This window comes from Mycobacteroides sp. LB1 (assembly GCF_013449725.1).
Lineage (GTDB): Bacteria > Actinomycetota > Actinomycetes > Mycobacteriales > Mycobacteriaceae > Mycobacterium.
In genome coordinates, this window is record NZ_JACCFF010000003.1 from 110,327 (window position 1) to 131,115 (window position 20,789).

The following is a 20,789-nucleotide window of genomic DNA, read 5'->3' on the forward strand; positions in this document are numbered from 1 at the left end:
TCGGCGGATCGGCACCGGAACCAACGCTTTCGATGGTAACCAGAGTTACTGGTGTTACTAGTGGGACGAAATCAAATCGTGAGCCAATTGCGATCAGATGGGTACGTCGCGCTGGCGGCCGCGAGCGAGCGCCCTGCCCGGCGATGGCAGGGGGGTCCAGTACCCTGACTGCACGTGACCGGAGAAAACCAACAGTTCGACCTGATCGTCGTCGGATCCGGGTTTTTCGGCCTCACCATCGCCGAGCGTGCCGCCACTCAGCTGAACAAGCGAGTGCTTGTCGTCGAGCGCCGCCACCACATCGGCGGCAATGCCTACTCAGAGCCGGAACCGCAGACCGGTATTGAGGTACACAAGTACGGCGCCCACCTGTTCCACACCTCTAATAAGAGGGTCTGGGACTACGTGCGGCAGTTCACCGACTTCACCGGATACCAGCACCGCGTCTTCGCGCTGCACAAGGGGCAGGCGTACCAGTTCCCGCTTGGTTTGGGGCTGGTGTCGCAGTTCTTCGGCCGTTACTTCACCCCCGACGAGGCCCGGGCACTTATTGCCGAGCAGGCCGCCGAGATCGCCACCGAGGACGCCACCAACCTCGAGGAAAAGGCGATATCGCTGATCGGGCGCCCGTTGTACGAGGCGTTCGTCAAGGCCTACACCGCGAAACAGTGGCAGACCGATCCCAAGGAGCTTCCCGCCGGGAACATCACCCGGCTGCCGATGCGCTACACCTTTGACAACCGGTACTTCAACGACACCTACGAAGGGTTGCCGGTCGACGGGTACACCGCATGGCTGCAGAACATGGCGGCCGATGAGCGGATCGAGGTGCGCCTGGACACCGACTGGTTCGAGGTCCGGGAAGACCTGCGCACGGAGTCGCCCAATGCGCCGGTCGTGTACACCGGACCGCTGGACCGCTACTTCGATTACGACGAGGGCCGATTAGGTTGGCGGACGTTGGATTTCGAGGTCGAGGTGCTCGATACCGGAGACTTCCAGGGGATCCCGGTGATGAATTACAACGACGCCGATGTGCCCTACACGCGGATTCACGAGTTCCGTCACTTTCATCCGGAGCGGGCCTACCCGACGGATAAGACCGTGATCATGCGGGAGTTCTCGCGGTTCGCCGAGGGGAGTGACGAGCCGTACTACCCGATCAATACCGAATCCGATCGGACCGTCCTGGCCGCCTACCGCGCCCGAGCGAAGCAGGAAACAGCTTCGGGCAGGGTGCTATTCGGTGGCAGGCTAGGTACCTATCAATATCTCGATATGCACATGGCGATTGCCAGTGCGCTGAGCATGTACGACAACGTGCTGGCGCCGCACCTGGCCGACGGTGCGCCCCTGTCCGGAGGTGACGACAATGAGTGACATCCCATTTGGCCCCATCGATTCGACGGAATCGCATGCGGTAAGCCTGCTGTCGCGGGTGATCTTGCCCCGCCCGGGTGAACCGCTCGACGTGCGCAAGCTGTACATCGTCGAGTCCGACACCAATGACAGACGGGCACACGCACCCACCCGCACCACGCTGGAGATCGGCGCGGAGTCCGAGGTGTCCTTCGCCACCTATTTCAACGCCTTCCCGGCGAGTTACTGGCGCCGCTGGTCGACGCTGGAAAACGTGGTGCTGCACATCGAGCTGTCCGGTGCCGGTCGCGTTGATGTGTACCGGTCCAAGGCCACCGGCGCGCGGATCACCGTGGGCGGCACTCAGTTCAGCGGGGCGAACACCGTGACTGAATTCGAGGTCGGCCTCGACGCGTTCGAGGACGGTGGCTGGATCTGGTTCGACATCACCACCGATACCGAGGTCGCGGTGCACAACGCGGGCTGGTACGCGCCGACGCGGGCACCCGGCCGGGCCAGCATCACCGTCGGCATCCCGACCTTCAATCGCCCCAATGACTGCGTAAATGCGCTCAAGGCGCTCACCTCGGATCCCCAGGTGGACAAGGTGATCACCGCCGTCATCGTGCCTGACCAGGGCACCAAGAAGGCCAAGGACCACCCCGAGTGGGATGCCGCCGCCGGGCCGCTCGGCGACCGGCTCCGGGTGTATGACCAGCCGAACCTCGGTGGTTCGGGCGGCTACAGCCGGGTCATGTACGAGGCGCTCGAGAACACCGACTGCGAGCAGATCCTTTACATGGACGACGACATCCGGATCGAGCCGGATTCGATCCTGCGGGCGCTGGCGTTGAGTCGTTTTGCCAAGTCCCCCATGCTCGTCGGCGGTCAGATGCTCAACCTGCAAGAGCCTTCGCACCTGCACGTGATGGGCGAGATGGTCAACCGCGACAACTTCATGTGGACCAGCGCGCCGTTCGCCGACTATGACCACGACTTCGCCGAGGAGCCGTTGGCGGAATCGCCGGACCTGCACCGGCGTATCGACGTCGACTACAACGGCTGGTGGATGTGCATGATCCCGCGCGTGGTCGCCGAGGAGCTGGGGCAGCCACTGCCGCTGTTCATCAAGTGGGATGACGCGGAGTACGGGATACGTGCCAACGAGCATGGGTTTGGCACCGCATCCATGCCTGGCACCGCGATCTGGCATATGGCCTGGAGCGATAAGGACGACGCCATCGACTGGCAGGCCTACTTCCACCTGCGTAACCGGTTGGTCGTCGCGGCACTGCACTGGGACAACAACATTCGCGGTCTGCTGGGGAGCTCACTCAAGGCCACCTTCAAGCACCTGCTGTGCCTGGAGTACTCGACTGTGGCCATCCAGAACCGGGCTATCGACGACTTCTTGGCCGGACCCGCGCACATCGCGTCCATCCTGGAGTCCGCGCTGCCCGATGTACGCAAGATGCGTCAGGAGTTCCCGGACGCCGTCGTGCTCCCGACAGCCACCTCGCTGCCGTCCCCGTCCGGACGCCGCAAGGTACACAAACCGCCGGTCTCCTTGCCCGCCATCGGGATCCGGCTCTCCCGTGGTGTGATCCACCAGCTCAAGAAGGAAGACCCCGCGCATCACGTGCGCCCGGAGCTGAATGTGGCGACCCAGGATGCTCGCTGGTTCCTGTTGTGTCGTGTCGATGGCGTCACCGTGACCACCGCCGACGGGCGGGGTGTGGTGTACCGCCAGCGCGACCGCGCCAAGATGTTTGCGCTGCTGCGCGCGTCGGTGCGCCGCCACCTGCAGCTGATGCGTAATTTCAACAAGATGCGCAAGACCTACCGCGACGCGCTGCCGACGCTGACCAGTAAAGAGCAGTGGGAGAACATCCTTGGCATTGGTAAGGACAACACGGCGCCGCAGTCCGTGAATCCTGGGGTGAGTGCATGACCGGTCTGCTGCCGGGCGAAGTCACCGCGCCGCAGGGAGAGACCGCGGTTCTCGTCGCCGTGCAGTCGGCACTCGCCGGACGGCCCGGGGTGCTCAGCACTGCCCGCGGGTTGTCGCATTTCGGCGAGCACAGCATCGGATGGGTGGCCGCGGCATTGATAGGCGCCGCCATCAACAAGCGCGACAAGCCCCTGCGGCGCAGCTGGCTGGCAGCGGGGGCCGGCGCCTTCGGTGCCCACGCCGCCTCGGTGATCATCAAACGTGTGGTGCGGCGTCGCCGTCCCAGTCATGAGGCGGTGCGGGTGAACGTCAGTACCCCGAGCCGGTTGAGCTTCCCCTCCTCGCATGCCACCTCGACCGCGGCGGCCGCTGTGTTGCTCGCGCCGCTGACGGGATTGCCCTTGCCCGCGCTGCTGATTCCGCCGATGGCGTTGTCGCGGTTGGTTCTTGGTGTGCACTACCCCACAGATGTGGCCGCGGGTGCGGCTCTCGGGGCGGTTATAGGGTTGGTCGTGCGTGAAGCAGACCGTCGGATTGCGTCCACGAAGGAGCAGCGATGAGTGAGGAATCCCCCGCGAGCGGGAGGGACCCCCAGGTTCAGTCTGCCGGTCCGCCGAAGAACCTCGCCTCGGGGCTCGTCAAGGCCGTGCGCCCCCGCCAGTGGGTCAAGAACATTCTGGTCTTCGCGGCCCCGCTGGCGGCCCTCGGCGATATCGCGCCGCACGACTACCGAAGCATTTTTATCCGGGTCGCCATTGCCTTTGTTGCCTTCAGCATGGCCGCATCCTCGATCTACCTGATCAACGATGCCCGCGATGTCGAGGCCGACCGCCAGCACCCCACCAAGCGTTTCCGGCCCATCGCCGCGGGTGTGCTACCGATACCCGCCGCATACGGGCTTGCGGTGGTGCTGGCCGCCGGGTCGCTGGGCATCGGATCTCGGGTCAACATCAATCTTGTCATCGTTATAGCGATCTACATCGCCATCCAGCTGGCCTATTGTTTTGGGCTCAAACACCAGCCGGTCATCGACATCTGCATCGTCTCCTCGGCGTATCTCATTCGCGCCATCGCCGGTGGCGTGGCGGCCGGGGTGTACCTGTCGCAATGGTTCCTGCTGATCATGGCCTTCGGTTCGTTGATGATGACTGCAGGTAAGCGGTATGCCGAGCTGCAGATCGTCGAGAAGACCGGTGCCAAGATCCGTAAGTCGCTCGAGGGTTACACCTCCAGCTATCTGCGATTTGTGTGGACGCTATCGGCCACGGCAATCGTGGTCTGCTACGGCCTCTGGGCCTTTGAGCGCGATCACCGCGCTGGATCGTGGTTCGTGGCATCGATGATCCCGTTCACCATCGCGATTCTGCGGTACGCGGTCGATGTCGACGGGGGCGAGGCGGGTGAGCCCGAGGAGGTCGCCTTGGGAGACAGGGTGCTGCAGTTCCTCTTCGTCGCATGGATCGGATCCCTCGGTGCGGCCTTCTACTTCTCCTAAAACTCAACCCGGCCCGGGTACGAACGGGCTGACACGCTTCACGGTGTGGGTCAGCGCCCTCACCGTGGTGGCACTGTTTGGATGTGGCGCTTGGCAGCGGCGCTGGATTGCCGATGACGGACTCATCGTGCTGCGTACGGTGCGCAATCTGTTGGCGGGCAACGGCCCTGTGTTCAACAAGGGCGAGCGGGTGGAGGCCAACACCTCCACGGTATGGACGTACCTGACGTACCTCGGGGGTTGGGCCGGCGGCGGTATGCGCCTGGAGTACGTGGCGCTGACGTTGTCGCTGGTGCTGAGTTTGGTCGGCGTCGTGCTCGCCATCTTCGGCACCGCTCGGCTCTATGCGCCGTTACTTGCCGGGCGTGCGGCGGTGATGGTTCCTGCCGGAATGCTGGTGTACATCGCCATTCCTCCGGCGCGCGATTTCGCGACCTCCGGCCTCGAAAACGGTTTGGTGCTGGCGTATCTGGGTGGGCTGTGGCTCATGATGGTGATCTGGGCGCAGGCGGTGCGCATGCCGGTGACCCTCGATCGACGCGGCGGCCCACATCAGCCGGTGGACCCCCGAATCGTTCATACCGATCGAAAAGACCGGAAAGATGTTGTCGGCAAGCGGTTCACGATAGGGCTGGCCTTCATGGCCGGGCTGAGTGTGCTGATCCGCCCGGAGCTGGCGCTTATCGGCGGCGGCTTCCTGGTGATGATGCTGATCGCCGCGCGAGGGTTCACCAGTCGGGTGTACATCGTGATAGCCGGTGGCGCGCTGCCGGTGCTGTATCAGGTCTTCCGGATGGGCTATTACGGCCTGATCGTGCCGAGTACGGCGATCGCCAAGGACGCCTCCGGCTCCAAGTGGGGTCAGGGTTTCGTCTATCTGCAGAACATGAACTCGCCGTATCTCATCTGGATTCCGACGGTTCTTCTCATCGCGCTCGGCGCGGCGGCCTTCCAGGCCCGTCGCGGCCAATGGTGGGTGCGTCAGGTGGCTGCCCCCGGCTACGGCTGGCTGGCGCGGCTTGTTCAAAACCCCACGGCTGTAGTCATTTTCATGCTTGGCAGCGGTCTCATCCAAGGCGTCTACTGGATACGTCAGGGTGGGGACTTCATGCATGCGCGCGTGTTGTTGACCCCGGTGTTCTGCCTGCTGATCCCGATCGCGGTGGTTCCACTGGCGGCTCCAGACAGTGCGGCCTTCACCCGCAGGCAGGCCGGTCTGCTCACCGGGCTCACCGTCGGGTTGTTCGCTGGTATTGCCGGTTGGGCGGTGTGGGCGGCCAACTCTCCGGGAATGGGCGGTGACGGCACCAAGGTCACTTACAGCGGCATCGTCGATGAGCGGCGTTTCTATGCACAGGCGACCGGTGTCGCACATCCGCTGACCGCCGCGGACTACCTGAACTACCCGCGTATGCGCGCGGTATTGGTGGCGATCGACAACACGCCAGATGGAGCGCTACTGCTCCCGTCGGGGAACTACGACCAATGGGATGTGGTGCCGGCCATCCCGCCGCCGCCTCCGATTCCGCACGGGTATCGCGGGCCGCACGCGGTGCTGTTCACCAACCTGGGCATGCTCGGCATGAATCTGGGGCTGGACGTGCGGATTGTGGACCAGATCGGCCTGGCGAATCCGTTGGCGGCGCATACGGCGCGCATCACGGACGGGCGTATCGGCCATGACAAGAATCTCTTCCCGGACTGGGTGATTGCCGACGGGCCCTGGCTCAAGCGCTATCCATATATCCCTCGGTACATCGATCAGGACTGGGTGGCGGAGGCCGTGGAGGCGCTCAAGTGTCCTCAAACGGACGCGATGCTGAGTTCGATCCGTAAGCCGCTGTCACTACGGCTGTTTGCCTCGAACCTGCTACACGCCTACGAGTTCACCACCTATCGGATTGACCGTGTTCCGCGCTTTGAGCTGGTCCGATGCGGTTTACCGGTACCGAAATTGGATACTCCTCAGTACACTGGCCTACCGGCAACCGGCCCTTAATCGCGCGCGTATAAGACCACGGCCTGCGGATTTCCGTGTCCGATTTGAGATCCCAATTAGGTAACGCCGCGGCCCCGCTGCGGCGATACGAAGACGACCGTGTCAGACACTTCAGATGCAATGGTGCGTGACAGAAGTGACTGTTGTGACTTTCCCCGAATGAAACGGATGGACCCCAGATGAGCGTGCGAGTGAAAACCCGCCGCGTGCTGACGGCCCTGTTGGCGGCCTTTGTGATGCCTGCGGTGGTTGTCTCGGGCTTGGTTGTTGTTCCCGCGACTGCGCACGCTTTTTCACGTGAGGGACTTCCGGTCGAATACCTGGACGTCTACTCGAACTCGATGGGGCGCAATATCCGCGTCGAATTCCAGGGCGGTGGGCCGCATGCGGTCTATCTACTGGACGGGCTGCGTGCCCAGGACGACTTCAACGGCTGGGATATCAACACCGCAGCATTCGAGTGGTTCTACCAGTCGGGTATCTCGGTGGTCATGCCCGTCGGTGGGCAGTCGAGTTTCTACACCGACTGGTATTCGCCCTCGGCGCTCAACAAGCAGCCGTACACATACAAGTGGGAAACTTTTCTTTCACAGGAGCTGCCCGCGTACCTTGCCACTAATAAGCAGGTGGCAGCCACGGGCAACGGAGTCGTAGGGCTCTCGATGAGTGGCGGCGCGGCACTGATCCTGGCCGCATATCACCCGGCTCAGTTCAAGTACGCCGGCTCGCTGTCGGGGTTCCTGAACCCCTCGACCATCTTCATGGCCAACGCGATCCGGGTCGCCATGCTCGATGCGGGCAGTTACAGCGTCGACAATATGTGGGGTCCGCCCTGGGATCCGGCGTGGAAGCGCAATGACCCCACGGTGCAGGTCCAGGCGCTGGTCGCATACGGGACCCGCCTTTATGTCTACTGCGCTCCTGGTGGCTCGACACCCATCGACGAAAACGGCGATGCCGGTGTGGCCCTGAGCGCTAGCAGCTTGGAGTCGCTGGCGGTCAGCGGTAACAAGAGGTTCCAACAGGCGTATGCCGCCGCCGGTGGCAGCAACGCCACATTTGTCTTCCCCGCGTCCGGGAACCATTCCTGGCCGTACTGGGGACAGCAACTGCAGGCGCTTAAGGGTGATCTGATTGCCACTCTCAACAGCTAGGGCCTCTCGTCGGATTGAGGGGCCAGCAGGCGTACATAGTGATGGTTTTGGCAGGTCCAGGGATGTGGTTGACTACCGCCGAGCATGCGGTAGGCATCCATCAAGCTCGTTGGCCTGACGTGGGAAATCGATTGAAACAGATGGGAATACGAAGTAAATGAAGCTCTTTTCGAAGATGCGCGGTGCTTCCGCGCGCCGACTGGCTGTTGTGGCGACGGCCGCGGCCGTGCTGCCGGGTCTCGTCGGCGTTGCCGGCGGTTCGGCTGTTGCGGGCGCCTTCTCGCGTCCGGGGCTTCCGGTCGAGTACCTGCAGGTGCCGTCGGCGTCGATGGGCCGCGAGATCAAGGTCCAGTTCCAGCCCGGTGGCGCCAAGGCCGTTTACCTGTTGGACGGCCTGCGTGCGCGCGACGATTTCAACGGCTGGGACATCGAGACCACGGCGTTCGAGGACTACTACCAGTCCGGTATCTCCATGGTGATGCCGGTCGGCGGGCAGTCCAGCTTCTACACGGACTGGTACAACCCGGCCAAGGGCAAGGACGGCGTCTGGACCTACAAATGGGAGACGTTCACCGCTCAGGAGCTCCCGGCGTACCTCGCTGCCAACAAGGGGCTCTCGCAGACCGGTAACGCGGTCGTCGGCCTCTCGATGGGTGCCTCGGCCGCGCTGACCCTGTCGGTCTACCACCCGCAGACGTTCATCTACGCGGGGGCGCTCTCGGGCTTCCTGAACCCGTCGGACATGAAGTTCCAGATCGGCCTCGCCATGGGTGACGCCGGCGGCTTCAGCGCCTCCGACATGTGGGGCCCGGATAGCGACCCGGCCTGGCAGCGGAACGACCCGTTCGTGAACATCCAGAAGATCATCGACAACGGCACTCGCCTGTGGCTGTACTGCGGCACCGGTGACTCCACCGACCTGGATGCCAGCCGTAACGGATTCGAGAACTTCACCGGCGGCTTCCTCGAGGGTATGGCCATCGGTTCGAACAAGAAGTTCATCGAGGCCTACAACGCAGCCGGTGGTAAGAACGCCCATATCGAGTTTCCTCCGGGCGGTATCCACAACTGGACCTACTGGGGTCAGCAGCTGAAGGCGATGAAGTCTGACATGGTCGCCTACCTGCAGAGCCACTAGTACTAGCAATCGCCGAAGCGGTGGTCACCCTGTTGCAGGACGGGGGGACCGCCGCTTTGCGGTCTCCGGGGTTTGCGCTATGTCACCGCTTAACATCGGTCTTGTTGCAGAGGGCCAACAATGCAGTAGGGTGCTGTCGGCTCTTAGTCCGATGTGGTTGACTACCTCGGGGAACCCATAGGGATGTCCATCGGCCTGACATGTAATGTAACGCCGGCTGAAGAAGACGGGATACTGAGGTAATGAAGCTCTTTTCAAATATGCGTGGTGCCACTGTGCGCCGAGTTGTGACGGTGGCCGCGGCCGCCGCAGTTTTACCAGGACTCATCGGTGTCACCGGTGGTTCGGCCGTTGCGGGCGCCTTCTCGCGTCCCGGGCTTCCGGTCGTGGACCTGCAGGTGCACTCGGCGTCCATGGGCCGCGACATCAAGATTCAGTTCCAGGGCGGCGGCTCCAAGGCCGTTTACCTGTTGGACGGTCTGCGTGCGCGTGACGATTTCAACGGCTGGGACATCGAGACCACGGCGTTCGAGGACTACTACCAGTCCGGCCTCTCGGTGGTCATGCCGGTCGGCGGCCAGTCCAGCTGGTACACCGACTGGTACCAGCCGGCCAAGGGCAAGGATGGTGTTTTCACCTACAAGTGGGAGACCTTCCTGACCCAGGAGCTGCCCGCCTACCTGGCAGCCAATAACGGCGTGTCCAAGACCGGTAACGCCGTAGTCGGCCTGTCCATGGGTGGCGCATCCGCCATCACGCTGGCCAACTACCACCCGCAGCAGTTCATCTACGCAGGTGCGCTCTCCGGCTTCCTGAACCCCTCCGATATGAAGGGGCAGGTCGGCATGGCCATGGGCGACGCCGGTGGCTTCAGTGCAGAGGACATGTGGGGCCCGGACGGCGATCCGGCGTGGGTCCGCAACGACCCGTTCCTCAACATCGACAAGACGGTGGCCAACGGCACCCGGCTGTGGATCTACTGCGGTAGCGGTGACTCCACCGAGCTGGATGCCAGCCGTAACGGCTTCGAGAACTTCACCGGCGGCTTCCTTGAGGGCATGGCCATCGGTATCAACAAGAAGTACGTCGACGCCTACACCGCTGCCGGCGGCAAGAACGCCCACGTGGAGTTCCCCCCGGGTGGTCTGCACAACTGGACCTACTGGGGCAACCAGCTCAGGGCGATGAAGTCCGACATGGTGAGCTACCTCGGTAGCCACTAGGCATAACAGCAGTCAACGGACGGCGGCGGTCACTTCGGTGGTCGCCGCCGTTGTCTGTTCGGGGCACAATCGAGTAACGAAATTCGCGCCGTAGCGATCATTTGCGCAGGTGCAGGCCGCAGTGGGTCATTAACTTCGCTGCGGACTGCCGGTACCGTGGAAGCGATTACGCGCGGTGTGACGCGTGGACGGGCTAGGGAGACAGATGAGCAAGACGACTAAGCCGAGTGCGAACGGGAAACGGCACAGGATTCTCGGATTGGCCGCGGCGCTTGCCGTTGCCGTCGTCGTCATCCTGGTGATCGCGATCGTCGTCGTGATCGTCCGCAGGCCCGACGATGTCACACCCGGTCAGGGGCAGGTGACCACGACGACGCCGCCGCTGACACGACCCGGCCAGAAGCCTCGGCCCGCGTTCCAGAGCGCCGACTGCCCCGATGTGCAAGCACTCATCATCCCGGGCACCTGGGAGTCGTCGCCCACCGAAGACCCGCTCAATCCCACCCAGTTCCCGCGCTCACTGCTGCTGAACGTCTCCCGGCCGATCGCCGAGAAGTTCGACAAGGCGCGGTTGGAGACGTGGACGGTGCCGTACACCGCGCAGTTCCACAACCCGTTCGCCAATGACAACCAGATGTCGTACAACGACAGCCGCAAAGAGGGCACCGACCGGGCGCTCAAGCAGCTCACGGAGATGTACGAGCGCTGCCCGCTCACCGGCTACGTCATCGTCGGTTTCTCGCAGGGCGCGGTGATCGCCGGCGACATTGCCAGCCAGATCGGAAACGGCGAGGGCCCCGTCGACCAGGATCTGGTGCTCGGCGTGACATTGATCGCGGACGGCCGCCGCCAGGATGGTGTTGGGCAGTCGCCCGGACCCAACCCGCCCGGACAGGGCGCCGAGGTCACCCTCGGTGATCTGGGGGTCCTGGAATCGTTCGGGCTGAAGATGTCCGGCCCACGCCCCGGCGGGTTCGGTGAGCTCAATGACCGCACCAATCAGATCTGCGGTACGGGGGACCTTATCTGCGCAGCACCCCCGGACGCATTCAACATCTCCAATCTGGGCAAGACACTGGATGTTTTGTCCGGTGGCGCCGGTGCGCCGGTGCACGCGCTGTATGCCACGCCGGAGTTCTGGCAGATCGACGGCCAGCCCGCGACGGTATGGACCACCAACTGGGCCGACGGGCTCATCGACAGGGCGCCCCATCCCAAGCACGGATGAGCCGCTTGCGCGAAGACCACCGCTCCGGATGGGGGTCCGTACTCGCTCGTGCGCCGGCCGCTTAGATGTCATCTCGGCAACAGGGCGCCGGGGCATTTGGCGGGCGCTGTACGCTCACCTAAGATTAAGAGAAAAATAAGACCGTAAAGCCGTTCGCGAGGTCGACGGATTTTGGCTCGCCGACACCGACCGATAATCTCGTCGCGAATGGCCGCCTGAGCTGCCGTAGTACGCGATTGCCTCTCGGTACGATCGTCGTGGATCTTGACGTTCGCGATGGCGCGTACTCGCGAATGCCTCAGGCCCGCGACCACCGCGCACCGGCGCGCCGTCATAGGAGAAGAAGCACACATGGCGTTCGTCAACCCGTTCATCGACACGGAAGGCCGGATCAAGTTCCCCGAAGACGGGAGCATCGTCGGTCACGTCGAAGGCTGGGCGCAGTCACAGGCTGACACCCTGGCGTACAGGTTCCTCGACTTCTCCACCGAGCGCGACGGCGCGTATATCGACATCACATGGTCGCAGTTCGGCGCGCGCAACCGTGCCGTGGCCGCTCGCTTGCAGCAGGTAACCAAGCCGGGCGACCGCGTCGCCATCCTGGCCCCGCAGAGCCTCGACTACCTCGTCGCGCATTTCGGTGCGCTCTATGCCGGTGCGATCTCGGTGCCGCTGTTCGACCCCAGCGAGGCCGGCCATGCGGGCCGCCTGCACGCGGTGCTCGACGACTGCCAGCCGGCTGCGGTCCTCACCACCACCGCATGCGCCGAAGGTGTGCGTAAGTTCTTCCGGAACCGTCCTCCCAAGGAGCGTCCCCGCGTCATCGCCGTCGATGCGATTCCCGCGGAGGTCGCGCAGACCTGGGTGGAGCCCGTGGCCACCAGGGACACCATCGCCTATCTGCAGTACACCTCCGGCTCCACCCGTGCCCCGGCCGGTGTGCAGATCACGCACTTGTCGCTGGCCACCAATCTGCTGCAGCTGGTCGATGCGTTGTCGGTGAAGGAAGGCCAAGACGGTTCACGCGGGACCACCTGGCTGCCGTTCTTCCACGATATGGGTCTCATCACGGCGATGTTGCCGTCGATGATCGGTCGCCACATGACGGTGATGAGCCCGGCGGCGTTCATCCGCCGCCCCATCCGGTGGCTGCGGGAGATGGGGGTCAAGGGCGACGACCGTGCCGGAACCTATTCGGCGCTACCCAACTTCGCCTTCGAGCATTGCGCGACGCGCGGTGTGCCCAAGGAGGGTGAGCCGCCGCTGGACCTGTCCAACGTGTACTCGATCATCAACGGGTCCGAGCCGGTGTCGACGTCATCGCTCAAGAAGTTCTGCGAGGCCTTCGAGCCGTATGGCTTCGACCCCAGGGCTATTCACCCGTCCTACGGCATGGCCGAGGCCACCCTGTTCGTCTCCTCGACCATCTGGAACTCGGATACGGCGCGCGTGCTGCATGTGGACCGCACCGAGCTGAACGCCGGGCGTATCGCGCAGGTGGAACCGGATTCGGAAAACTCGCTGACCCAGGTGTCCAGCGGCCGGATGGCCCGCGACGAGTGGGCGGCGATTGTCGACGGTGAGACCGCATCTGAGCTGCCCGACAACCAGGTCGGCGAGATCTGGCTGCACGGCAACAACATCGGCTCGGGCTACTGGGGCCGCCCGGAGGAGACGCGCGAAGCGTTCCAGAACACCCTCAAGTCGCGGATCAGCGAATCGCACGCCGAAGGTGTGCCGGATGACGCAATGTGGCTCAACACCGGTGACCTGGGGGTGTGGGTAGACGGCGAGCTGTACATCACCGGTCGCGTCAAGGACCTCATCATCGTCGACGGCCGTAACCACTACCCGCAGGATATCGAGTACACCGCGCAAGAAGCCAACAAGGCATTGCGCCCGGGCTATGTCGCGGCCTTCTCGGTACCGGCAAATCAGTTGCCCCAGGAGGTCTTCGACAACCCGCACGCGGGTCTGAAGTATGACCCGGAGGATTCCTCGGAGCAGCTGGTCGTCATCGGCGAGCGGAGCGTCGGCGGACACAAGTCGGACAACCAGACGGTGGGCGACGATGTGCGCGCCGCCGTCGCGGTGCGGCACGGTGTGACCGTCCGCGATGTGCTGTTGGTCCCGGCCGGCTCCATCGCCCGGACCTCCAGCGGCAAGATCGCCCGGCGTGCCGCCCGGACCAGCTACCTGGATGGCAGCCTGCGTGGCGGCTACCAGCAGACCGCATTCCCTGACGACAAGCAGTAGAGCAGATAGCACAGCTGATCGTCGATCAGTGCACGCAATACCCCGGAGAGGGCTCGAACATGACTGATATACAACAGGATTCGACACCAGAGACCGGGCTCGAGGCTCCAAAGGCGACGGAAGACGGCGCTAGCTCCGACACTGCTGGCGTAAGCGGCTCAGCGCAGGGCGATCTGACCATTCCCGAGATGCGCGAGTGGCTGCGCAACTGGGTCGCCAAGGCCACCGGGGTGAGCCCCGATCGCATTGACGAATCGGCACCGATGGTCGAGATGGGTTTGTCCTCACGCGACGCCGTCGCGATGGCAGCCGATATCGAAGACCTCACCGGGGTGACGCTGACCGCCACCGTGGCTTTCCAGCACCCCACGATCGAGTCGCTGGCCACCCGCATCGTCGAGGGCGAGCCCGCGCTGCCGGATGCCGGTGACGAGGACTGGTCTCGAGATCCCGCAGGCGAATTCGATATCGCGGTGATCGGCCTGGCGGCGCGCCTGCCTGGCGATGTCAACTCTCCGGCGCAGCTGTGGGAGGCACTACTGGAAGGCCGGGACGCCATCACCGACCTGCCCGAGGGGCGCTGGGAAGAGTTCACGGTCGACCCGCGTATTGCCGAGCGGGTGGCACAGGCCGCTACCCGCGGGGGATACCTCAAAGACATCAAGGGATTCGATGCCGAATTCTTCACGCTGTCCAAGATGGAGGCCGACAATATGGATCCGCAGCAGCGGATCGCGCTCGAATTAACCTGGGAGGCACTGGAAAACGCTCGTATCCCGGCATCCAGCCTCAAGGGCGACAGTGTCGGCGTCTATGTCGGCAGCACCAACAACGACTACGTCTACCTGACGGTGGCCGATCCCGCCAACGCCCACCCGTACGCCATCACCGGTAACGCGAGTTCGATTATCGCCAACCGGGTCTCGTACTTCTTCGACTTCCGTGGGCCGAGCGTTACGGTCGACACGGCGTGTTCTTCCTCGCTGGTCGCGGTGCACCAGGGTGTGAAGGCGCTGCGGTCAGGTGAGGCTGACGTGGTGGTGGCCGGTGGTGTCAACGCCATCATCACCCCCGTCGTGACTATCGGTTTCGACGAGGTGGGTGGCATTCTGGCGCCTGACGGGCGCATTAAGTCCTTCTCCCAGGACGCCAATGGGTACAGCCGCTCCGAGGGTGGCGGCATGCTGGTGCTCAAACGTCTCTCCGATGCGCGCCGCGACGGTGACCCGATCATGGCGATCATCGCCGGCTCCGCGGTCAACCACGACGGCCGCTCCAACGGCCTACTCGCACCGAATCCGGATGCTCAGGCGGAGGTGCTGCGTAAGGCCTACAAGGACGCGGGAATCGATCCTCGCACCGTCGATGTCATCGAGGCGCACGGTACCGGCACCATCCTCGGCGATCCGATCGAGGCGGACGGGCTGGGCCGGGTGGTCGGGCGTGGCCGCGACGCCGACAAGCCGGCGCTGCTGGGTTCGGCCAAGTCGAACTTCGGACACCTGGAGTCTGCGGCCGGCGCCGCGAGCCTGTCGAAGATCGTGCTCGCCTTGCAGAACAACAAGATTCCGGCATCGATCAACTACACCGGGCCCAACCCCTACATCGACTTCGACGCCATCCACCTGAAGGTCGTTGACGAAGTCTCCGACTGGCCGCGCTACAGCGGACATGCCATCGCCGGTGTCTCGGGCTTCGGCTTCGGCGGAGCCAACGCCCACATCGTGGTGCGCGAGGTGCTGCCCATCGATCTGGTAGAGCCGAGTGAGCCGTCCGAATCCGAATCCGAAGGCGATGCGGACAAAAACGGCAAACACGCTGTGGCAGAGGCGGATACCGAAGACGATGTCGACTCCGGCGCGTCACGATTTGACGAGTACGGCGAGTTCGTCGGTGGCTATTCCGACGAGCCGGTGGAACTGCCCGGGCTCACAGACGAGGCCAAGCGTTTGAAAGAGGAAGCGCTTGCTGCTCTTTCGGATGAAGAGCCGGTGACTCCCGTTGTCCCGCTGTTCATCTCGGGCTTCCTGTCCTCTCGCAAGAAGGCCGCTGCGGCCGCGCTGGCAGATTGGATGGAGACCGAGGAGGGCCAGTCCTACTCGCTGGAGTCCATCGGCCGCTCGCTGTCGCGCCGCAACCACGGCCGTTCACGTGCGGTGGTGCTGGCCCACGACCACGAAGAGGCCGTCAAGGGTCTGCGTGCGGTGGCAGAGGGTAAGCAGAAGCCTTACGTCTACTCCGCCGACGGGCCCGTCACCAGCGGCCCAGTCTGGGTGATGGCTGGTTTCGGTGCACAGCACCGGAAGATGGGTAAGAGCCTGTACTTGCGCGATCCGCTCTTCGCCGAGTGGATCGACAAGGTCGACTCGTATGTGCAGGACGAGCGGGGCTACTCCGTTGTCGAGCTGATCCTCGACGACTCACACGAATACGGCATCGAAACCAGCAACATCGCCATCTATGCGATCCAGATTGCGCTGGGCGAGGTGCTCAAGGCGCATGGCGCCAAGCCCACCACGGTGATCGGACAGTCGCTGGGCGAGCCCGCGGCGGCCTACTTCGCCGGGGGGCTGTCCCTGGGTGATGCCACCCGCGTCATCTGCTCGCGCGCGCACCTGATGGGTGAGGGCGAAGCGATGCTGTTCGGCGATTACATCCGGCTGATGGCCCTGGTCGAGTATTCGGCCGACGAGCTCAAGACGGTGTTCGCCGACTTCCCGGACCTAGAGGTGTGCGTGTACGCCGCACCGTCGCAGACCGTCATCGGCGGTCCGCCGGCGCAGATCGACGCGATCGTGGCCCGTTGTGAGTCCGAGGGCAAGTTCGCCCGCAAGCTGCAGACCAAGGGTGCCGGCCATACCTCACAGATGGACCCGCTGCTCGGCGAGTTCGCTGCCGAGTTGCAGGGCATCGAGCCGATGACCCCGAACATCGGGATTTTCTCGACGGTGCACGAGGGCACATATATCCGCCCAGGCGGTGACCCGGTCCATGATGTCGACTACTGGAAGAAGGGGATGCGGCATTCGGTCTACTTCACCCACGGCGTCCGTAACGCCGTCGACGCCGGGCACACTACGTTCCTGGAGCTGGCCCCGAATCCAGTGGCGCTCATGCAGGTTGGGCTCACCACTATGGCCTCGGGACTTCCCGACGCGCAGCTGATCGCGACGCTCGCCCGCAAGGAGGACGAGGTCGAATCCATGGTGAAGACCATGGCCCAGCTGTATGTGTACGGCCACAGCCTGGATCCGCGGACGCTGTTCAGCAAGGCGGTCAAGTCGTCCGATTACGCGTCGATCCCCGCGACCGAGTTCAAGCGCAAGCCGCATTGGCTTCCGGCGCATTTCAGTGCCGATGGTTCACGCCGGATCCCGGGTACGCACGTGTCGCTGCCCGATGGCAAGCATGTGTGGGAGTGGAGCCCGGGAGCCGCCGAGGTCGATTTCCCCGAGCTGGTGAAGGCCGCTGCGGTATCGATTCTTTCGGATGCTCAGCTCACCGCCTCGGAGCAGCGGGCCATCCCGGGTGAGGGTTCCACGCTGGTGACCACGCTGTCGCGGCATCCGGGTGGAGCCACCGTGCAGGTGCACGCCCGAATCGGCGAATCCTTCACGCTCGTCTACGACGCGGTGGTTTCCCGGGCCGGGCAGGGCGGCGCACTACCGTTCGCGGTGTCGTCCGGCCGGGCCGAGGGAACCGCCACGAATGATTCCACCTTTGTCGGTGGCCCGGTGGCAGGCGCAGCCGTCGCTGTCGTGGAAGACGAAGTGCCCGAAGAGATTCACGACCATCTGCTCTCCGGGGCGGGTGCGGGTGCCGACTTCAAGAAGTGGAGCAAGGAGTCCGGGGAGCCCGTCATCGAGCGCCTTGCGGCCATCGTGTCGTTGGCTATGGGCTACGAGCCCGAGGACGTACCCCTCGAGGTGCCGCTCATCGAGCTGGGCCTGGACTCGCTGATGGCAGTGCGCATCAAGAACCGCGTCGAGTTCGACTTCAGCCTGCCGCCCATTCAGCTGCAGGCCGTACGCGATGCGAACCTGCACGATGTCGAGCGGCTGGTCGTCTACGCGCTGGAGAACCCCGACGCGGTAACTGACCTGCACGCGTACCAGCAGACCGACGAGTTCAAGGATGCTGCGCCGGGTGCTGGGGTGCTGTCCAAGGCCGATATCGAAAAGGCGCTGGAGAACACGCCGGCCGTTGTCCCCACCCCCGCGCAAGATGAGACCGACGCGGGCGAAACACCGGAATCAGCCGGCGCAGATGTCATCTCGGCGGAGACTTCTGAACTGGCACGGGCCGCGGCCGTGATGAATCAGGAGGCCATCGCCGAGGCATTGAATGCCGATGTGCCACCGCGTGATGCCGCCGAACGTGTCGCCTTCGCAACGTGGGCCATCGTCACCGGGGAGTCGCCGGGCAGCATCTTCAACGCGCTGTCCAAGATCGACGACGCGACGGCGGATAAACTCGCCGAACGCCTTTCGCAGCGTGCCGATGGCGAGATCAGTGCCGAGGAGGTCAAGCTCGCGCCGACCATCGAGGCACTGGGCGAGGTTGTCCGCAGCCGGCTGGAGGCGGGGAAGATCGACGGTTTCGTGCGGATCCTGCGCCCCCGGGCCGAAGGCACCGCGACCGTTCCCGTCTTCGTATTCCATCCGGCGGGCGGGTCGACAGTTGTCTACGAGCCGCTGCTGAAGCGTCTGCCCGAGGACACGCCGATGTTCGGTCTCGAGCGCGTCGAGGGCACCATCGAAGAGCGGGCTGCCCAGTACGTCCCGAAGCTCTTGGAATTGCACAAGGGTCCGTTCATCCTTGCCGGATGGTCACTCGGTGCGGTGCTGGCGTACGCCTGCGCGGTGGGCCTACGGGCAGCCGGTGCGGAGGTCGCGTGGGTCGGCAATATCGATGGTGTGCGCCCGGGAACGCCGATCCTGCAGACTCCTGAAGAGACTCGCAAGCGCTGGGATCGGTACGCCAAGTTCGCGGAGAAGACGTTCAACGTGCAGATTCCGGCGATCCCGTACGAGCAGCTGGAGGAGCTCGACGACGAGGCCCAGGTGCGGTTCGTGCTGGAGGCGGTCAAGGCCAGCGGTGTGCAGATCCCGGGCGGGATCATCGAGCATCAGCGCACGTCGTATCTCGATCAGCGGGCCATTGATACCTCGAATCCGGTGCCGTTCGACGGGCATATGACGCTGTACATGGCGGACCGTTACCACGACGACGCCATTACGTTCGAGCCTGCGTACGCGACTCGGCAGCCCGATGGCGGCTGGGGTGAGTTCGTCGCGGATCTTGAGGTGGTTCCCGTCGGTGGGGAGCACATCCAGATAATCGACGAACCGGTCATCGCTAAGGTCGGTGCACATATGAGTCAGGCGCTGCGCACCATCAACGCCCAGAACCAGGAAGGTTAGGGATAGTGCCTCCACACACAACCGCCGAGAAGCTCGCCGACCTGCGTGAGCGGATGGCGCTCACCCAGGAGCCGGGTGATCCCAAAGCCATCGCCAAGCGTGACGCCAAGGGCATCCCGAGTGCCCGGGCCCGCATCCACGCGCTGCTCGACAAGGGCAGCTTCATGGAGATCGACGCGTTCGCCCGCACACCCAATGATCCCAACGCGCCGTATACCGACGGTGTGGTGACCGGCTTCGGCCGCATCGACGGTCGTCCCGTTGCGGTGTTCTCGCACGACCAGACGGTGTTCCAGGGCAGCGTCGGGGAGATGTTTGGCCGCAAGGTGGCCAAGCTCATGGAATGGGCGGCTACCAACGGCTGCCCCGTGGTCGGGATCAATGACTCGGCGGGTGCCCGCATCCAGGACACCGCCACCTCGCTGGCCTGGTACGCGGAGCTGGGCCGCCGGCATGAGATGCTGCGCGGTATGGTCCCGGAGATCTCCTTGATCTTCGGGAAATGTGCAGGCGGAGCGGTCTATTCGCCGATTCAGACCGATCTGGTGGTCGCCGTGCGCGATCAGGGCTACATGTTCATTACCGGCCCGGACGTCATCAAGGACGTCACCGGCGAGGATGTCACGTTTGATGAGCTGGGCGGCGCCGACGTGCAGGCGCAGCGCGGCAACATTCACAAGGTGGTCGAGTCGGAGGCCGCGGCGTACCAGTACGTGCGCGACTACCTGGGCTTCTTGCCCGCCAACACCTTTGACTATCCGCCGATCGTCAACCCGGGTCTTGAGCCCGAAATCACCGAGGACGATCGGTATCTCGACACGATCGTCCCGGATAGCGATAACCAGGGCTACGACATGATGGAGATCCTGCTGCGGATCTTCGACGATGGTGACGTCTTCGAGATTGCCGACCAGCGCAGTCCTTCCATGATCACCGCGTTCGCTCGCGTCGACGGTCACCCGGTCGGGGTGATCGCTAACCAGCCGATGCACATGTCCGGTGCGGTGGGTAATGAAGCCTCCGATAAGGCGGCCGGCTTTATCCTGTTCTGCGACTCGTTCAATCTGCCTTTGGTGTTCGTGGTCGACACCCCGGGCGCCATGCCGGGCGTGGAGGAGGAGAAGGCCGGCGTCATCAAGCGTGGCGGGCGCTTCTTCAACGCCGTCGTGCAAGCCGACGTACCGAAGGTGACTGTCATCATTCGCAAGGCCTACGGCGGCGGATATGCGGTGATGGGCTCCAAGCAGCTCTCCGCCGACCTGAACTACGCGTGGCCGACCGCGCGGATCGCCGTGATCGGCGCCGAGGGTGCGGCGCAGCTGCTGGTGAAGCGGTTCCCCGATCCGACGGCGCCGGAGGTGCAGAAGATCCGCCAGGACTTCATCGAGGGCTATAACGCCAACTTGGCCACGCCGTGGATCGCCGCCGAACGTGGCTACATCGATGGTGTCATCGAACCGCATCAGACCCGGCTGTTGCTGCGCAAGTCGCTGAACCTGTTGAAAGACAAGCAGATCAGTCGCGTGCAGCGCAAACACGGGTTGACCCCGATCTAACGATTCA

General features: G+C 64.0%; 12 protein-coding genes. All 12 read left to right on the forward strand.

Annotated features, from left to right (window positions below; genetic code table 11):
• Positions 1–174 precede the first annotated feature (174 nt).
• On the forward strand, positions 175–1,380 hold the full coding sequence (gene glf / locus MLB1_RS14205) for a UDP-galactopyranose mutase (RefSeq protein ID WP_358146783.1): 1,206 nt from the start codon (positions 175–177) through the stop codon (positions 1,378–1,380).
• Complete coding sequence (locus tag MLB1_RS14210) at positions 1,373–3,310, forward strand: glycosyltransferase (RefSeq protein WP_180750495.1); 1,938 nt, start codon at positions 1,373–1,375, stop codon at positions 3,308–3,310. Before glf ends, MLB1_RS14210 begins: the two co-directional genes overlap by 8 nt.
• Positions 3,307–3,870: a phosphatase PAP2 family protein gene (locus MLB1_RS14215; RefSeq protein ID WP_180750496.1), complete on the forward strand. Its 564-nt coding sequence runs from the start codon at positions 3,307–3,309 to the stop codon at positions 3,868–3,870. Before MLB1_RS14210 ends, MLB1_RS14215 begins: the two co-directional genes overlap by 4 nt.
• Entirely contained in the window at positions 3,867–4,805 is a 939-nt protein-coding gene (locus tag MLB1_RS14220) for a decaprenyl-phosphate phosphoribosyltransferase (protein WP_180750497.1), read from the forward strand. Before MLB1_RS14215 ends, MLB1_RS14220 begins: the two co-directional genes overlap by 4 nt.
• Positions 4,690–6,804 (forward strand): flagellar motor control protein ZomB, encoded by a 2,115-nt coding sequence (gene zomB, locus MLB1_RS14225; protein WP_371750625.1) that lies wholly within the window; start codon positions 4,690–4,692, stop codon positions 6,802–6,804. The genes MLB1_RS14220 and zomB overlap by 116 nt, the downstream gene beginning before the upstream one ends.
• Positions 6,805–6,983: 179 nt before the next feature.
• The gene (locus MLB1_RS14230) at positions 6,984–7,958 is read left to right on the forward strand and encodes an alpha/beta hydrolase family protein (protein ID WP_180750498.1); all 975 of its coding nucleotides are present in this window, start codon (positions 6,984–6,986) and stop codon (positions 7,956–7,958) included.
• Between the two features lie 157 nt (positions 7,959–8,115).
• On the forward strand, positions 8,116–9,096 hold the full coding sequence (locus MLB1_RS14235) for an alpha/beta hydrolase family protein (RefSeq protein WP_180750499.1): 981 nt from the start codon (positions 8,116–8,118) through the stop codon (positions 9,094–9,096).
• A 242-nt stretch (positions 9,097–9,338) separates the two neighbouring features.
• Positions 9,339–10,319: an alpha/beta hydrolase family protein gene (locus MLB1_RS14240; RefSeq protein ID WP_180750500.1), complete on the forward strand. Its 981-nt coding sequence runs from the start codon at positions 9,339–9,341 to the stop codon at positions 10,317–10,319.
• 205 nt (positions 10,320–10,524) lie between these two features.
• Complete coding sequence (locus tag MLB1_RS14245) at positions 10,525–11,547, forward strand: cutinase family protein (RefSeq protein ID WP_180750501.1); 1,023 nt, start codon at positions 10,525–10,527, stop codon at positions 11,545–11,547.
• A gap of 351 nt (positions 11,548–11,898) precedes the next feature.
• Positions 11,899–13,803: a long-chain-fatty-acid--AMP ligase FadD32 gene (gene fadD32 / locus MLB1_RS14250; RefSeq protein ID WP_180750502.1), complete on the forward strand. Its 1,905-nt coding sequence runs from the start codon at positions 11,899–11,901 to the stop codon at positions 13,801–13,803.
• A gap of 188 nt (positions 13,804–13,991) precedes the next feature.
• A complete protein-coding gene (gene pks13, locus MLB1_RS14255) occupies positions 13,992–19,226 on the forward strand; it encodes a polyketide synthase Pks13 (RefSeq protein WP_371750636.1) in 5,235 nt (1,744 codons plus the stop codon).
• Positions 19,227–19,231: 5 nt separating this feature from the next.
• Positions 19,232–20,782: an acyl-CoA carboxylase subunit beta gene (locus tag MLB1_RS14260; RefSeq protein WP_180750504.1), complete on the forward strand. Its 1,551-nt coding sequence runs from the start codon at positions 19,232–19,234 to the stop codon at positions 20,780–20,782.
• The last annotated feature ends 7 nt before the right edge of the window (positions 20,783–20,789 follow it).